Genomic DNA, 13323 nt, shown 5'->3' on the forward strand with positions numbered 1-13323 from the left:
AGGCGCGCGATTATCGCGTGATCGAGATGCGGGCTGCGGACGTGGAGCGGGATCTCGAGGCGGAGCTGGTACGGTTGCAGGGGATGATCGAGCAGAGCGTGTAGATTTCGTCGGGAAGCAGAGCGAATGGTCGCTGTCGCTCACCTTGGCCGATCAGGGCCGGTTCAGCGCTGGAAGACCACCTTGCCGCCGACCAGGGTTAGGTCCACCTTGATGTCCTTGATCTGCTCCTCCGGCACGGCCGCGTAGTCAGCAGAGAGCACCACGATGTCCGCCAGCTTTCCGGGCTCAATGGTCCCTTTGCGCGCTTCATCGAACGTATAACGCGAAGCCGCGCTGCTGTAGAGCCGGAGGGCCTGCTCGCGCGTGATGGTTTCTGCCGAGCCGTAGACGTTTCCGTTGGGGTCCTTCCTGGTGACCATGATGTACATGTTGAGGAAGGGGTTGATCGGGTTGACCGGAAAATCCGTCCCGGCGCCGAGGCTGTTGAGCCCCATTTTTTCGATCAACGTCCTAGTCGGCACGGCGCGGTCGGCGGTTGCTTTCCCGAGAAATCGTTCGACGGTCGCTGCCTTATCCCACATGAAAACGTTCTGGAAATCTATGCGGACTCCCAGTCTTTGCGCACGCTCCATCTGTTCTGGCCGGATCAGGCTGGCGTGGATGAGGACGAAGCGACGGTCGCGGATCGATTTTTCTTTATCCGCTGCCTCGAAGGCATCGAGCACCTGGTCAATACCCAGATCGCCCACCACGTGGACACCGACACGCCAGTCATAACGGTTGCAGACGGAGATGAGTTGCTTCAGCCGCTCGGGAGTCTGCTGCGTGATGCCGTGATAGTTGTCGTGTGAATCGGGATACACGTCACGCATGAGCGCTGTCTTCAGCGTCATGCCGCCGTCGTAAAAGATCTTGATGCCCGCGAACTTGAGCCAATCGTCGCCGAAGCCTGATGAGGCCCCATTGCCTGACATGATCGCTTCCCATGCCGTCACATCGGCTGGGGGCTCCGGTCGAAACATCACGCCGGTGCGCAAAGTGGCTTTCCCGGCTGCGACAAGCTTCTGCAGCGTGCGGACATCGCGCGGCTCTGTTGCGCCTTCGATCACACTGGTGATGCCGAAGCTGTTCAGCACACCTTCGGCGATGGTGAATTGCCGCATTTCGTCGTCTTCTGTCCAGGGTGGTACGGCCTTCTCGACCCGATCGATCGCCGTCTCCACGAGCACGCCGGTCAATTCACCGGCTGCGTCGCGTTCAAACTTTCCACCACTCGGATCCGAGGTGGTCTTGTCGACACCGACCACTTGTAGAGCCATGGTGTTCGCCATCGAGAAATGCCCGACGGTGCGAAGATAGACCGGGTTGTTCGGAGCAACGCTATCGATCTCCTGCCTCGTGAGATAGCGCTTCTCGGCCAATTGCGAGGGCGGGTGCCACGCGCCACCTACAATCCACTCACCCGGCTTCTTCTTGGTGACGAACGATTTGATGGCCTCGAGCGCGTCCGCAACGGTCTTGGCTCGGCCCAGGGTTACGACATAGTCGCCCAGACCAGCGGCCTTGAAGTGAGCGTGTGTATCGATCAATCCGGGGATGACGGTCTTGCCAGACACATCGAGCACGCGGGTCCGGGCGCCTGCAAGCGCCTTGATCGAAGCACTGGTTCCGGTCGCGATGATCTTTCCATCCGCGACGGCGACTGCCTCCGTGACGATCGATCGGTCGTCTAAGGTCAGAACCTTGCCATTAACGAGGACCAGGTCAGGCGCATTAAGCTCCGGCTGCTGTGCCTCGGCATTTGCGACGCCAGCGATGAACATGCCCGTAGCAAGGATTGCAAATGCCTTTAACTTGCGGACCATCGCGTACCCTCTTGGATCTTTTTTGCTTGGCGACAACTGCAAGAATATCTTTGATTAAACGTGGGTTCAACGCTTCTCGAGGCTTGGCAGCGTCGCACGGTGGCTAAAGTGGAGTGCTCCCGTGGTTAGCTGGAAAGCTGGCCCTCCTGGTACCGGGCACCCATGTCCCCTCTACGAAGGACGTCCGAGCTGCACTTCGCGCTGGACCGCAATCCATGTCGCTCGCGCCACCGCCAGCAATCTCCCGGCTTCATCGTGAAGCGCAGCTTCGGCCGCGCGTTTGCGGCCGTCGCGGCCGATGGGCCAGGCCGTGATGATGCAGCGTTCTCCCGGGCGCGGGCGGGCTTCGATCCGTGCTGACATTCGCCCCAGCAGCAGCGGTGCCTTGTCGAAGCCGCCGCTCTGTGGATCGCAATTGCAGGCAAAACCGGTGGGGCAGTCGAGCGCCGACCAGAGGAATTCCGGCGCGACGAGGCCGTCGTCGGCGGCGAGATTCTGATCCGGCGTCCAGCTCGCCGCGAGAACGGCGTTGTGACCGCGGAGCGCGCCGGCAAAAATGCGCAAGCCGTCGCCTTTCGCCCTTGCCGGACCGCACACGAAACATGTCGGCAATGGATGCTCGTGCGGCTTGACCGGCGTCAGCAATTCGGCGGCGCAGGCGTCCTCGAAGCTGGCTGTCTCCAGTCGCGAAAGCTCCACGCTTGCCGGCTGCCCGGTCGCGACGATCTTGTTGCCGTCGCGAAGCTCCCATGTGCCGTCGTCGGTTGCGACCGCATCGAGCGGAGTGTCCAGCGGCGGCGGCGCGCGCAGCGTTATCTCCGCGGCGCCGGGAATGTGGCGGGCGAGCCGGCCGCAGACATAGCCGCCGTTGCCGGAGTTCGGAGGACCGCAAAAGCGTTTGTCGATGATGATCTGTGTCATCGGTTTTGTTCTCTCTTTCCGGCTCACCTTACCTGATCTTGAGGACAATTCGCCCCTGAACCGTTCGGTTGGCCACGGCGCGCATGGCTTCTCCGGCCTCCTCCAAACGAAGGACGCGATCGATGTGCGGACGGATTTTTCCCTCGGCCAGCAATTGCATCAGCGTGGCGTTCATACGCGCGGCATCAGCTGAGAATTTCTCCGCCCAGGCGCCGACGAAGACGCCGAGGATGGAATAGTTCTTGAGCAGCGGCAGGTTCATCGGGAGCTGGGGAATTTCGCCGCTGGTGAAGCCGATCGGCATCAGCCGTCCGCCCCATTTCATCGACCGCGCCATCTGCTCGAAAATCGCGCCGCCGATCGTGTCGAAGCCGATGTCGATGCCTTCTCCTGACGTGATCGACTTGATGCGGTCGCGCAGATCCTCGCTACTATAGTTGACGATTTCGCCAGCCCCATAATTGCGGACGAGGGCACCCTTGTCATCGGAGCCGATACCGGCGACGACGTGCAGGCCCAGGTGGCGGCCAAGGTCGACCGCGGCAAGGCCGACTCCGCCGGCGGCACCGGTGACGAACAGCGTTTCGCCGCGCTGCGCCCTGGCCCGCTCGACCAGCGCATAATAGGCCGTGCCGTAATTGTGCAGGACCGTCGCCGCTGCCTCGAACGCGACGCCTTCCGGCAGAAGCACGCACTTTGAGTCCTTCGCTATCATCCGTTCGGCGTAGCCGCCGGTCCAGGCGCTGCACGCCACGCGGTCACCAGGCGCGAATCCCGTGACCTTGTCGCCGACCGCGACGACGACACCGGATGCTTCCGTGCCGGGCACGAAGGGCGTCGGCGGCCGCATCTGATAGAGACCCGAGACCACCAACTGGTCCATGAAACTGACGGAGGCCGCATGGACGTCGATCAGGATCTCGTCGCCGGAGGGCTTCGGCTCGTCGATTTCACTAAGGCGCAAATCGGCGGGGCCAGTGAATGAGCTGCATAGAATTGCTCTCATCGTGTCGCTCCAACGGATTGTCTGCATTCGGCAGGTTTGCGTAACGGCGTCGCATATCCCGCGACAAGCTTGACGAAATCTGCCTGTCGCGCTGCACCGGTCTTTTCAAACAGGCGCCGGACATGCGTCTTGATCGTCGTATTGGCGACGCCGAGTGCCGCCGCCACTTCGGGAACGCCGCCGCGTTCGACGATCGCGAGCATCACACGCAACTCGGTCGGCGTCAGTTTGAATGCCTTGCCGATCACTTCGGAACGAGACGGTAGCATCAGCGCCGCCCTGCGGACGAACAGCGCGGCGACGGCGCTGTAGGCGACACCCCCACGTCGGCGCGCGCCGGAAGTTAACGGCAGAGCATGGGCGACGTGGCGCTTCCCATCCCGCCCGATCATCGGCAGCGCGATCCCGTCGGCGCCGAGGAACGCGTTTTCCTGCCCGGCGGCGGCGAAAAAATGCTGCAGGGTCCGGTTGACCGTCGGATCGCAAGCCGCGAGGTGCCCGCGGATTTCGTGCAGGATGTCGCGCGCTTCGATCATGTCCTGCCCGGCAGTATTGGCGTGAATGAGACGCGCCTCCGCGTCAACGAGACAAAGACCGACGTCAAGCCCATCCAGCGTATCGGCAAACGTGGCGGCCTCCGCCGACATCCGGGGAATAGCTGATATTGTATTCATTGCGACGCTCCAGCAGGCCGAGGCGGCTGGCGATCTTCCGTCCGACGACCGAAAAGACGCGGCAGCAGCATGGGAACGCGCCGGCGATAGTCATGGTAGGTCGCGCCGAACTCGGCGATCAGGTCGCGCTCCTCGAACTGAAGCGCGGCCAGGATGTAGGCGGTGTTTGCGAGCGCAAACAGAAGGTGGCCAACAGTCATCTCGGGCGTGGCCCAGAACGCGAGCAGAAAGCCGAGCATGATGGGATGGCGCACGATCTTGTAGAGCAGCGGCGTCCTGAACGATTGACCTGGTATCTCGCTCCCGCGGAACGCGACGAAGGCCTGGCGGAGGCCGAACAGATCGAAATGATCGATCATGTGGGTCGAGGCGAACGCGATGAGCCAGCCCAGCCAATGCACGCCGATCAGCAACCAGGCCACCATTCCGCTCGCCTCCCAGATCGGCGTCGGGATCGGACGCCACTGCCAGAACAGCAGCAACAAGATCAGGCTGGAGAGCAGCACATAGGTGCTGCGCTGGCAGGCGAGGGGAAGGAATTTGGCCGACCATCGTTTGAAGGCCGGGCGCGCCATGACGCTGTGCTGGATCGCAAACAGGCTCATCAGCAGCAGGTTGACGACGATGGTGAAGCTCAGGTCCGTGGGGTTGCCGACATCGATCGACTTATCGATCGACATATCGATCGACTTGGGCACGACATAATTGCCGACGAAACCGAGCGCATAGAGAAATGAGACCGTGAAGATCACGTAGCTCACGATGGCGTAGAGCAGGATCAGGAGGCGCGAGATCATGTTTTTTCCTATTGTGCCTGATGCAGCCGTGCCGCATGGAGGAGCCTGAATTGCTCGCCCGCGAGCAGGCTCGATCTGCCCCGACTGCTATTGCTGGACCGTCCCCTGTGCGTCCCCCGGGGGCGCCGCAAGGGGAGGGAGGACTTTCATGACGGCTTTCTCGCTGGGGACATTCGGGTTCCCTGAGGTCCACGCCGACGGCCGCCCGATCAAGTTGGCCTTGCGCAAGGGCCTGGCGCTGCTGGTCTATCTCGCGGAGGCCAAGGGCGCTGTGGCCCGCGAAATCGTGGCGACGCTGCTGTGGCCTGAAACTGACCGCGAGACCGGCCTTGCGCGGTTGCGGCGGCTGCTTCACCGAATCGAGCTGACGCTCGGTCAGCAGGTGTTCGAGACCGACCGCACCAGTCTGCGATGGTCTCCGGCAGTCGCGCTGCAGGTCGATGCACATATTTTCGAGAGCGCCTGCGATCGCGGTGACTTTGACGAAGCCTGCCAGATTTATCGCGGAGATTTCCTCGCAGGCTTCTCCCCGGAGGACTGTCCGGAATTCGACGATTGGGCGTTCTTCCGCCGCGAGGCGCTGCGGGGACGGCTGATGCACGCGCTGGAGCGTCTGGTGCAGGACAAGACCGCTGCCGGAGACTACTTCGCCGCGACCGCGCATGCGACCCGTCTGGCCGAGCTCGATCCTTTGAGCGAGGTCTATGGCCGGCATCTGATCCGCAGCCTGCTGCTGGCGGGCGACCGCAGCGCGGCAGAGCGGCACCATGCGGCACTGACGCGGCGGCTGCGTGACGAGCTTGGTGTTACGCCGGAAGCCGAGACCGCGGCGTTGATGAGTCCTGCGGCGGCACACTCTGTACCAGCGACGCGCTACGTCAAGGGCGCCGGTGTGCATCTGGCGTATCAGACCTATGGCAGCGGTCCGCTCGACATCCTGGTCATGCCCGGCTTCGTATCGCATGTGGAACGCGCCTGGGAGCATCCGGCGAGCCGAACCTTTCTGGCCTCACTGACGAAGCTGGGGCGTCTGATCGTGTTCGATCGTCGCGGGATCGGGTTGTCCGACCGGGTTGGGTCGGCGCCTGATATCGACGTCACCGCGGAGGATATCGGCACCGTGCTGCGCGCCGCGGATGCGCGCCGCGTCGTGCTGTTCGGCGCATCCGAGTGCGGGCCGGCCTGCATCAAATTCGCCGTCGACGAGCCGCGTCTCGTGGCCGGACTCATCCTGTTCGGTGCATTGGCCAAGGGCTGCTGGTCGCAGGACTATCCGCACGCGTTGCGCGCCAGCCAGTACGACGCCTGGAGCAAGCACCTCATCGCGCAATGGGGAGGTCCGGTGGGGATTGAGACCTTCGCACCCAGCCTTGCCGGCGATCCCCAGGCCCGCGCATGGTGGGCGGGGCTATTGCGCGCGGCCTCCAGTCCCGGCGGCATCTCGGCCGTGCTCGAGGCGTTTCGCGACGCCGACGTGCGGCAGCTTTTGCCGCAAATTGCCATGCCGACATTGGTGTTGCATCGTCGGGACGACAAGGCCGTACGGATCGCGGCCGGCCGCGATGTGGCGAGCCGGATCAAAGGTGCGCAATTCGTCGAGCTCGACGGCAACGATCACTGGTTCTTCGCGGGCGATCAGCAGCCGGTGCTCGATGCGATCAGGGGATTTACGGAAGCATTGCCGAGGCGATGAGGCGAGGCACGTAAATCCGTAGCCCCGGTCATTGGCACGTTTCGTGCCTGCCAAAGTGGCACAAAAAAGCGTCGCGTCTATCCGCTGCCTCGAGGAAATGAGCCGGCGCGACATAGTCTTAGCCAAGGAGACCCTGACATGAAACGCGAAGACCTCACCGAGAAGCTGCTCGACATCAAGCGCGAGAAGGGCTGGAGCTGGAAATATATCTGCGAGAAGATCGGCGGCTATTCCGAGGTGCTGATAACAGGCGCGATCCTCGGCCAGATGAAACTGACGAAGCCGCAGGCGGCCAACGCCGGCGAACTGTTCGGCCTGTCGAAGGCGGAGACCGCCATGCTGAACGAGGTGCCGATGCGCGGCACCGGCACGCCGATGCCGCCGACCGACCCGCTGATCTACCGCTTCTACGAGATGGTGATGGTCAACGGCCCGGCCTGGAAGGCGCTGATCGAGGAGGAGTTCGGCGACGGCATCATGTCGGCGATCGACTTCGACATGGCGATCGAGCGCGTGGCGAATCCGAAGGGCGACCGCGTCAAGTTCACGATGAGCGGCAAATTCCTGCCGTACAAATATTACGGCGCCAGCGGCAACGTGCCGGAATATGGGTTCAAGGAGGGATAGCTGGTTGGCATTCCGGGGGCGCGTCGCAGACGTGGCCCCGGAATGATGCTTCGCCTTATTTCCCGGCCTTCACCTCGGCCGCCGCCACCGCGATCAGCTCGTTCATCTTGGCGCGAATTGCCTGTTCGGTGACGGCCACGTTCTTGGCGGCGAAATCGGCCATGACCTTGCGCAGGACGTCGGCGTCACCGGCTTCCTCGAAATCGGCCGCGACCACCTCCTTGGCATAGGCCGTGGCGGCATCACCCGTGATGCCGAGCTTTTCGGCCGCCCACAGCCCGAGCAGCCGGTTGCGGCGGGCTTCCGCCTTGAATTTCTGCTCCTCGTCGAGGGCAAACTTCTTCTCGAAGCCTTCCTCGCGCTTGTCCAACGTGCTCATGCCTTTTCCAATTCCCTGCTGACTGGACCCGGCTGGCCCTCGTTGCGAGAGCCCCGGTGCATGCCTAGATAGGGGGCAGGAATCGGCAAAACAACGAGCCGTTAAGCCGCAGGCAAGGCGGTATAAGTTTGATGCCGGACGGCCGGATCGATTGTGCTGGGACAGCCAATCGGATAGGTTGCCTCAGGCTGGGTTCCCGTTCTGTTTTCTAGGGGTTCCGGGCCGTTCACGGCAGCTCCGCTGTGGGTCGTAGTCTCGTCAACCGGAGCACACCAAATACATGGATTTCAACAAAACACGGTACATCCCCATGAGCCGTCGGCGTCGCATTTATGAAGGCAAGGCAAAGGTTCTTTACGAAGGCCCGGAGCCCGGTACCCTGATCCAGCACTTCAAGGATGACGCCACCGCGTTCAATGCGAAAAAGCATCAGGTGATCGAGGGCAAGGGTGTCCTCAACAACCGGATCTCGGAGTACCTGTTTCAGCACCTCAACGACATCGGGGTGCCGACCCATTTCATCCGCCGCCTCAATATGCGCGAGCAATTGATCCGCGAAGTCGAGATCGTGCCGCTGGAAGTGGTGGTGCGGAACGTTGCCGCCGGCTCGCTGTCGCAGCGCCTCGGCATCGAGGAGGGCACGCAGCTGCCCCGCTCGATCATCGAGTTCTACTACAAGAACGACCAGCTCAACGATCCCATGGTGTCGGAAGAGCACATCACCGCTTTCGGGTGGGCGACACCGCAGGAGATCGACGACATCATGGCACTTGCCATCCGTGTCAACGACTTCCTCACCGGTCTCTTCCTCGGCATCGGCATCCGCCTCGTCGACTTCAAGATGGAGTGCGGCCGGCTGTTCGAGAACGAGATGATGCGGATCATCGTCGCCGACGAGATCTCGCCGGATAGCTGCCGCCTGTGGGACATCAAGTCGAACGAGAAGCTCGACAAGGACCGTTTCCGCAGGGATCTCGGTGGGCTGCTCGAGGCATATACCGAAGTCGCCAAGCGTCTTGGCATCCTCATGGAGAACGAGCGTCCGGCGGGCTCAGGCCCGGTGCTGGTGAAGAGCTAAGAGGGATCTGACGTGAAGGCACGTGTTACCGTGACGTTGAAAACGGGCATCCTCGATCCGCAGGGCAAGGCGATCGAGGGTGCGTTGAAGTCGCTCGGCGTCGACGGCGTCGCCAGCGTCCGGCAGGGCAAGGTGTTCGACATCGAGCTCGCGGGCACGGACAAGGCGAAGGCGGAGGCGGCGTTGAAGGATGCCGCCGACAAGCTGCTGGCGAATACCGTGATCGAGAACTACCGGGTCGAGCTGATCGGGTGAACGGGATGGCTCACAGCCATCCGACCCGACGAAAACGCCAATACAGCGCGCCGCACGCCGTCAGCATCACGCCGAGCAGCGTGTAATAGCCGTACTCCCAGTCCAGCTCCGGCATGTGCTTGAAGTTCATGCCGTAGATGCCGGCAAGCGCGGTCGGGATCGCGATGATCGCGAGCCAGGAGGCAAGTTTCTTGGAGACCGCCGTCTCCTGGGCCTGGCCGACCAGCAGGCTCGCTTCGAAGGCGAAGGCCAGCACCTCGCGCATGGAATCGATCCGCTCCTGGATGTTGCGGACGTGGTCGGTGACGTCGCGGAACAGCGGCTGCATCGTCGCGCGCACCATCGCAAGCTCGTCGTGCTCCAGACGGCGGCAGACCTCCACCAGCGGCCCGATCGCGGTCCTGAGCCGCAAGAGGTCGCGGCGCAGCATATAGAGCCGCTCGATCTGCGCCTTGCTGATCGCCTTGGAGAGCACGTCATCCTCGATGCTCTCGACCTCTTCGTGAATGCTCTCGAGCACGGGCGAGTAGTTGTCGACGATGAAATCGAGGATGGCGTAGAGGATGTAGTCCTCGCCGCGCGCGAGCGCTCGCGGGCAGCTTTCGCAACGTTCGCGCACCGGCGTGTAGGATGTCGACGCGCCGTGGCGCACCGAGACCAGATAGCCTTCGCCAACGAAGATGTGCGTCTCGCCGAAGGCGATCCGGCCCTCGATCAGTTGCGCGGTTCGCGCCACGATGAACAGGGCCTCGCCATATTGCTCGATCTTCGGTCTCTGATGGGCGTGGTTGGCGTCCTCGATGGCAAGCTCGTGCAGGTCGAACTGCTTCTGCACCGCGCTGAGCAGCGCCATGTCGGGCTCGTGCAGCCCGATCCAGACCACGTGGCCGGGCTTCGCCCGCCAGCTCGAGGCCTCGCTGATGGCAATATTGGCGACGCGCCGGCCGTCGACATAGGCACCGGCGGCGATCACGCCCTCGGTGGACACCGGCTCGGAGAGGGATGCGGGCAGCGAGGGGACATTCATGGCTTTAATCCCGGGCGAATCGATCGGCCGATGGCGGGCTATGGCCTGTGCACAACGCTCGCGGCCGAGGCTAGCACTGGTAAAATCCCCGTCAAATGGATATGTCTGCTCACGATTTGGCAGCCGTGCCAGCCCCATTCAATCTTCGTTCGGAACCTCTGCCATGAAAGCCGCCATCCTCGTCTTTCCCGGAATCAACCGCGAGCGCGACATGGCGCGTGCCTTGAGGCTGATCTCGGGCAGCGAGCCCGCGCTGGTGTGGCATGCCGAGACGTCGCTGCCTGATGGCACCGACCTCGTGGTGGTGCCCGGCGGGTTCTCCTATGGCGATTATCTGCGCTGCGGCGCGATTGCGGCGCGGGCGCCGGTGATGGACGCGGTGCGCGACTATGCGGCCAAGGGCGGCCTCGTGCTCGGCGTCTGCAACGGTTTTCAGATCCTCTGCGAGTCCGGCCTCTTGCCTGGCGTCCTGATGCGCAATGCGCGGCTGAAATTCATCTGCCACGACGTGCATCTGCGCGTGGAGCGCTCCGACACGCCATTCACGCGCGGCTACAATGCCGGGCAGGTGATCCGCGTGCCCATCGCGCATGGCGAGGGCAATTATGCGGCGGACGCGGAGACCATCAAGCGGCTCGAAGGCGAGGGTCGCGTCCTTTACCGCTATTGCTCGGCTGACGGCGCGATCGACGATATCAGCAACATCAACGGCGCCGCGCAATCCATCGCCGGCATCGTCAACGACAAGGGCAACGTGCTCGGCATGATGCCGCATCCGGAAAACCACGTCGAAGACATCATGGGCTGCACCGACGGTCGCGGCCTGTTCGCCGGCCTCACCGCGCATCTGGAAAAAGCCGCGTGATTGCGTTCGTGCTGAAGCGGCTGCCGGCCGCTGTCGCCGTCGTTGCGTTCGCGACGGCCGCGTTCGCACAGGATTTCCCCAAGCGTCCCGTCACCATGATCGTGCCGTTCGCGGCCGGCGGCACGTCCGACGTGATCGCGCGCACGGTTGCCGAGCAGATGGGCATCGCGCTCGGCCAGACCATCGTGATCGAGAACGTCGCCGGCGCCGGCGGATCGACCGCACTGGCGCGCGCCTCCCGCGCCGAGCCTGACGGCTACACCATTGCGATCGGCAATGCCGGCACCAACGCCGCGACCTATACGATCTATCCAAAGCTGCCGTTCACGCCGGACTCCTTCGTGCCGATCGCCATGGTGGCGAAGACGTTCGGCATCATCGCCGTGCGCAAGGATTTTCCGGCAAAGGACCTGAAAGAGTTCATCGCCTACGCCAAGGTCAATCCGGGCAAGATCAATCTCGGCCATGCCGGCGTCGGGTCCTCGAACTACCTGATCTGCAAGAGCTTCGTCACAGCCGCCGGGATCGACGCGACGCTGGTCGGCTATCGCGGCGCCGCCCCCGCGCTCACGGATGCGATCGGCGGCCAGATCGACGGCGTCTGCGATGCGGCAGCCTCCGTCTCGCAGTCGATCAACGAGAAGCTGGCGCGCGGGCTCGTGGTCGGCTCGACCGTGCGGCTCGCGACCCTGCCGGATCTGCCGACGTCGGCCGAAGCCGGCCTGCCCGAATTCGAGGCGCAGGGCTGGAACGGCCTGTTCGCGCCCAAGGGCACTCCGCCGGCGGTCATTGCCAAGCTGAATGCCGCCGCGCGTACGGCCGTGGAAACCGACGCGGTGAAGAAACGGTTCGCCGACCTCTCGACCGTTGTCCCCGATCCCGACGAGCACACGCCCGAGGTGCTGCAAAACCTCGTGACGCGCGACGTCGAGAAGTACCGCAAGATGCTGGCCGACGACGCCAAGTAATAGCGCGAGGCTCCTGACGGTTGGCATCATAGCCACCGAGAACGCTTACCCCGCAGCAGGAATGCGGGCGATCACCTTGATCTCGAAGTCGAACCCGGCAAGCCAATTCACTCCGACTGCCGTCCAGTTCGGATAGGGTGCCTCCCCGATCTCCGCAGCGCGAATTGCCATCACCTTCTCGATCTGCGTGGCCGGATCGGTATGGAACGTGGTGACGTCCACCACATCGTCCAGCGTGCATCCGGCCGCTGCGAGAACGGCACGCAGATTGGCAAACGCGCGTCGGACCTGGTCCTCAAACACCGGTTCGGGCGAGCCGTCCTCGCGACTTCCAACCTGCCCGGAGACGAAGAGCAGGTCGCCGGACCGGATCGCGGCCGAATAGCGGTGCGCTTCATAGAGGGCGTGGCGGCCGGCCGGGAAGATTGCGTCGCGCTTGGGCATGTCTGGATCCTTGATTGATGGATGGCGGTCGCAGCTGTGGTGGGCAGGGCCTGCCACTGGATTTCCACGAGCTGTTCATATACGTAGCGTATGTGGAATATGGATCACATACGGACCGTATGTCAATAGGGTCGGCAAATGGAGTTGGGAAGCATGGCGAAGGGCAAGCGCGCCGAGGCGATGGCGGAAAGTCGGGCCAAGCTCATCCGGGCCGCGCGCAGGGCGTTTGCCACACAAGGCTATGCAGCCGCGTCGATGGACGAGCTGACTGCTTCCGTCGGACTGACGCGGGGCGCGCTGTATCACAACTTCGAAGACAAGAAGGGGCTGCTCTGGGCCGTCGTTGAGCAGATCGACAGCGAAATGGCGGAACGGCTCCGCACGGCCCGCGAGCAAGCGCCGAGCTTGTGGCAAGGACTGCTTGCAGAGGGGACCGCCTATATCGAGATGGCGCTCGATCCTGAAATTCAGCGCGTCATGCTTCTGGATGGACCGGCCGTGCTCGGTGATCCATCCAAGTGGCCCGGCGAGAATGCCTGTCTTGAGATTACCATGCGAACCATTCGGTCGCTGATCGAACAGGGGATTGTGAAGCCCGTCGATGTCGAAGCGGCGGGACGCTTGCTGAACGGGGCTGCGCTGAGCGCAGCGCTGTGGGTCGCCGCAGCCGACGATCCGCCAGGCGTCCTGACCAAGGCCGTTGACGCCTTCCAAGCGTTGG

At 63.2% G+C, this 13323-nt stretch carries 15 protein-coding genes; 7 read left to right on the top strand and 8 right to left on the bottom strand.

The window, feature by feature from the left end:
* Positions 1 to 164: 164 nt before the first annotated feature.
* From IVB32_RS15415 to mddA, 5 genes are all read right to left on the bottom strand, one after another.
* Positions 165 to 1868: an amidohydrolase gene (locus tag IVB32_RS15415; protein WP_247410692.1), complete on the bottom strand. Its 1704-nt coding sequence runs from the start codon at positions 1866 to 1868 to the stop codon at positions 165 to 167.
* 171 nt (positions 1869 to 2039) lie between these two features.
* Positions 2040 to 2789, bottom strand: coding sequence for a hypothetical protein (locus tag IVB32_RS15420; protein WP_247297259.1), 750 nt, complete (start codon positions 2787 to 2789; stop codon positions 2040 to 2042).
* 28 nt (positions 2790 to 2817) lie between these two features.
* On the bottom strand, positions 2818 to 3795 hold the full coding sequence (locus IVB32_RS15425; protein ID WP_247297261.1) for an NADPH:quinone oxidoreductase family protein: 978 nt from the start codon (positions 3793 to 3795) through the stop codon (positions 2818 to 2820).
* Positions 3792 to 4442 (bottom strand): helix-turn-helix transcriptional regulator, encoded by a 651-nt coding sequence (locus IVB32_RS15430; protein WP_247297263.1) that lies wholly within the window; start codon positions 4440 to 4442, stop codon positions 3792 to 3794. Before IVB32_RS15430 ends, IVB32_RS15425 begins: the two co-directional genes overlap by 4 nt.
* A gap of 23 nt (positions 4443 to 4465) precedes the next feature.
* Complete coding sequence (gene mddA, locus IVB32_RS15435; protein ID WP_247297265.1) at positions 4466 to 5266, bottom strand: methanethiol S-methyltransferase; 801 nt, start codon at positions 5264 to 5266, stop codon at positions 4466 to 4468.
* A gap of 148 nt (positions 5267 to 5414) precedes the next feature.
* Here mddA and IVB32_RS15440 point away from each other — a divergent pair, with 148 nt between their 5' ends.
* Positions 5415 to 6959, top strand: coding sequence for an alpha/beta fold hydrolase (locus tag IVB32_RS15440; protein ID WP_247297267.1), 1545 nt, complete (start codon positions 5415 to 5417; stop codon positions 6957 to 6959).
* A gap of 138 nt (positions 6960 to 7097) precedes the next feature.
* Positions 7098 to 7586, top strand: coding sequence for a cyanase (gene cynS / locus IVB32_RS15445; protein WP_018455520.1), 489 nt, complete (start codon positions 7098 to 7100; stop codon positions 7584 to 7586).
* A gap of 55 nt (positions 7587 to 7641) precedes the next feature.
* Here the strand turns inward: cynS and IVB32_RS15450 are convergent, their stop codons facing one another.
* Positions 7642 to 7965, bottom strand: coding sequence for a DUF1476 domain-containing protein (locus tag IVB32_RS15450; RefSeq protein ID WP_018455521.1), 324 nt, complete (start codon positions 7963 to 7965; stop codon positions 7642 to 7644).
* A gap of 310 nt (positions 7966 to 8275) precedes the next feature.
* Between IVB32_RS15450 and purC the strand changes: the two genes are divergently transcribed.
* Positions 8276 to 9043 carry a phosphoribosylaminoimidazolesuccinocarboxamide synthase gene (gene purC / locus IVB32_RS15455; protein WP_008974302.1) on the top strand — a complete coding sequence of 256 codons (768 nt, stop codon included), beginning with the start codon at positions 8276 to 8278 and terminating at the stop codon, positions 9041 to 9043.
* Positions 9044 to 9055: 12 nt separating this feature from the next.
* Positions 9056 to 9298, top strand: coding sequence for a phosphoribosylformylglycinamidine synthase subunit PurS (gene purS, locus IVB32_RS15460; RefSeq protein ID WP_026232966.1), 243 nt, complete (start codon positions 9056 to 9058; stop codon positions 9296 to 9298).
* Between the two features lie 10 nt (positions 9299 to 9308).
* On the opposite strand, the gene IVB32_RS15465 is transcribed toward purS, so the two are convergent.
* Complete coding sequence (locus IVB32_RS15465) at positions 9309 to 10325, bottom strand: magnesium and cobalt transport protein CorA (RefSeq protein WP_018455523.1); 1017 nt, start codon at positions 10323 to 10325, stop codon at positions 9309 to 9311.
* Between the two features lie 163 nt (positions 10326 to 10488).
* On the opposite strand from IVB32_RS15465, the gene purQ reads away from it, so the two are divergent.
* Positions 10489 to 11190, top strand: coding sequence for a phosphoribosylformylglycinamidine synthase subunit PurQ (purQ, locus tag IVB32_RS15470; protein WP_247368158.1), 702 nt, complete (start codon positions 10489 to 10491; stop codon positions 11188 to 11190).
* Entirely contained in the window at positions 11187 to 12158 is a 972-nt protein-coding gene (locus IVB32_RS15475; protein WP_247368156.1) for a tripartite tricarboxylate transporter substrate binding protein BugD, read from the top strand. The genes purQ and IVB32_RS15475 overlap by 4 nt, the downstream gene beginning before the upstream one ends.
* 45 nt (positions 12159 to 12203) lie before the next feature.
* Here the strand turns inward: IVB32_RS15475 and IVB32_RS15480 are convergent, their stop codons facing one another.
* Positions 12204 to 12602, bottom strand: a complete 399-nt coding sequence (locus IVB32_RS15480) for a RidA family protein (protein WP_018455526.1) — start codon at positions 12600 to 12602, stop codon at positions 12204 to 12206.
* Between the two features lie 153 nt (positions 12603 to 12755).
* Here IVB32_RS15480 and IVB32_RS15485 point away from each other — a divergent pair.
* On the top strand, positions 12756 to 13323 hold a 568-nt coding region (locus IVB32_RS15485; RefSeq protein WP_247410695.1), incomplete at its 3' end, for a TetR/AcrR family transcriptional regulator.

It is taken from the genome of Bradyrhizobium sp. 23 (assembly GCF_023073295.1).
Classification (GTDB): Bacteria; Pseudomonadota; Alphaproteobacteria; order Rhizobiales; family Xanthobacteraceae; genus Bradyrhizobium; species Bradyrhizobium canariense_D.

What these genes read in the sequence shown, in the direction of transcription:
- purC (WP_008974302.1), top strand. Translation starts at nt 8,276, where the DNA reads ATGAGCCGTCGGCGTCGCATTTATGAAGGCAAGGCAAAGGTTCTTTAC.
- IVB32_RS15465 (WP_018455523.1), bottom strand. Translation starts at nt 10,325, where the DNA reads ATGAATGTCCCCTCGCTGCCCGCATCCCTCTCCGAGCCGGTGTCCACC.
- cynS (WP_018455520.1), top strand. Translation starts at nt 7,098, where the DNA reads ATGAAACGCGAAGACCTCACCGAGAAGCTGCTCGACATCAAGCGCGAG.
- IVB32_RS15450 (WP_018455521.1), bottom strand. Translation starts at nt 7,965, where the DNA reads ATGAGCACGTTGGACAAGCGCGAGGAAGGCTTCGAGAAGAAGTTTGCC.
- purQ (WP_247368158.1), top strand. Translation starts at nt 10,489, where the DNA reads ATGAAAGCCGCCATCCTCGTCTTTCCCGGAATCAACCGCGAGCGCGAC.
- IVB32_RS15425 (WP_247297261.1), bottom strand. Translation starts at nt 3,795, where the DNA reads ATGAGAGCAATTCTATGCAGCTCATTCACTGGCCCCGCCGATTTGCGC.
- IVB32_RS15480 (WP_018455526.1), bottom strand. Translation starts at nt 12,602, where the DNA reads ATGCCCAAGCGCGACGCAATCTTCCCGGCCGGCCGCCACGCCCTCTAT.
- mddA (WP_247297265.1), bottom strand. Translation starts at nt 5,266, where the DNA reads ATGATCTCGCGCCTCCTGATCCTGCTCTACGCCATCGTGAGCTACGTG.
- IVB32_RS15420 (WP_247297259.1), bottom strand. Translation starts at nt 2,789, where the DNA reads ATGACACAGATCATCATCGACAAACGCTTTTGCGGTCCTCCGAACTCC.
- IVB32_RS15430 (WP_247297263.1), bottom strand. Translation starts at nt 4,442, where the DNA reads ATGTCGGCGGAGGCCGCCACGTTTGCCGATACGCTGGATGGGCTTGAC.
- IVB32_RS15440 (WP_247297267.1), top strand. Translation starts at nt 5,415, where the DNA reads ATGACGGCTTTCTCGCTGGGGACATTCGGGTTCCCTGAGGTCCACGCC.
- IVB32_RS15415 (WP_247410692.1), bottom strand. Translation starts at nt 1,868, where the DNA reads ATGGTCCGCAAGTTAAAGGCATTTGCAATCCTTGCTACGGGCATGTTC.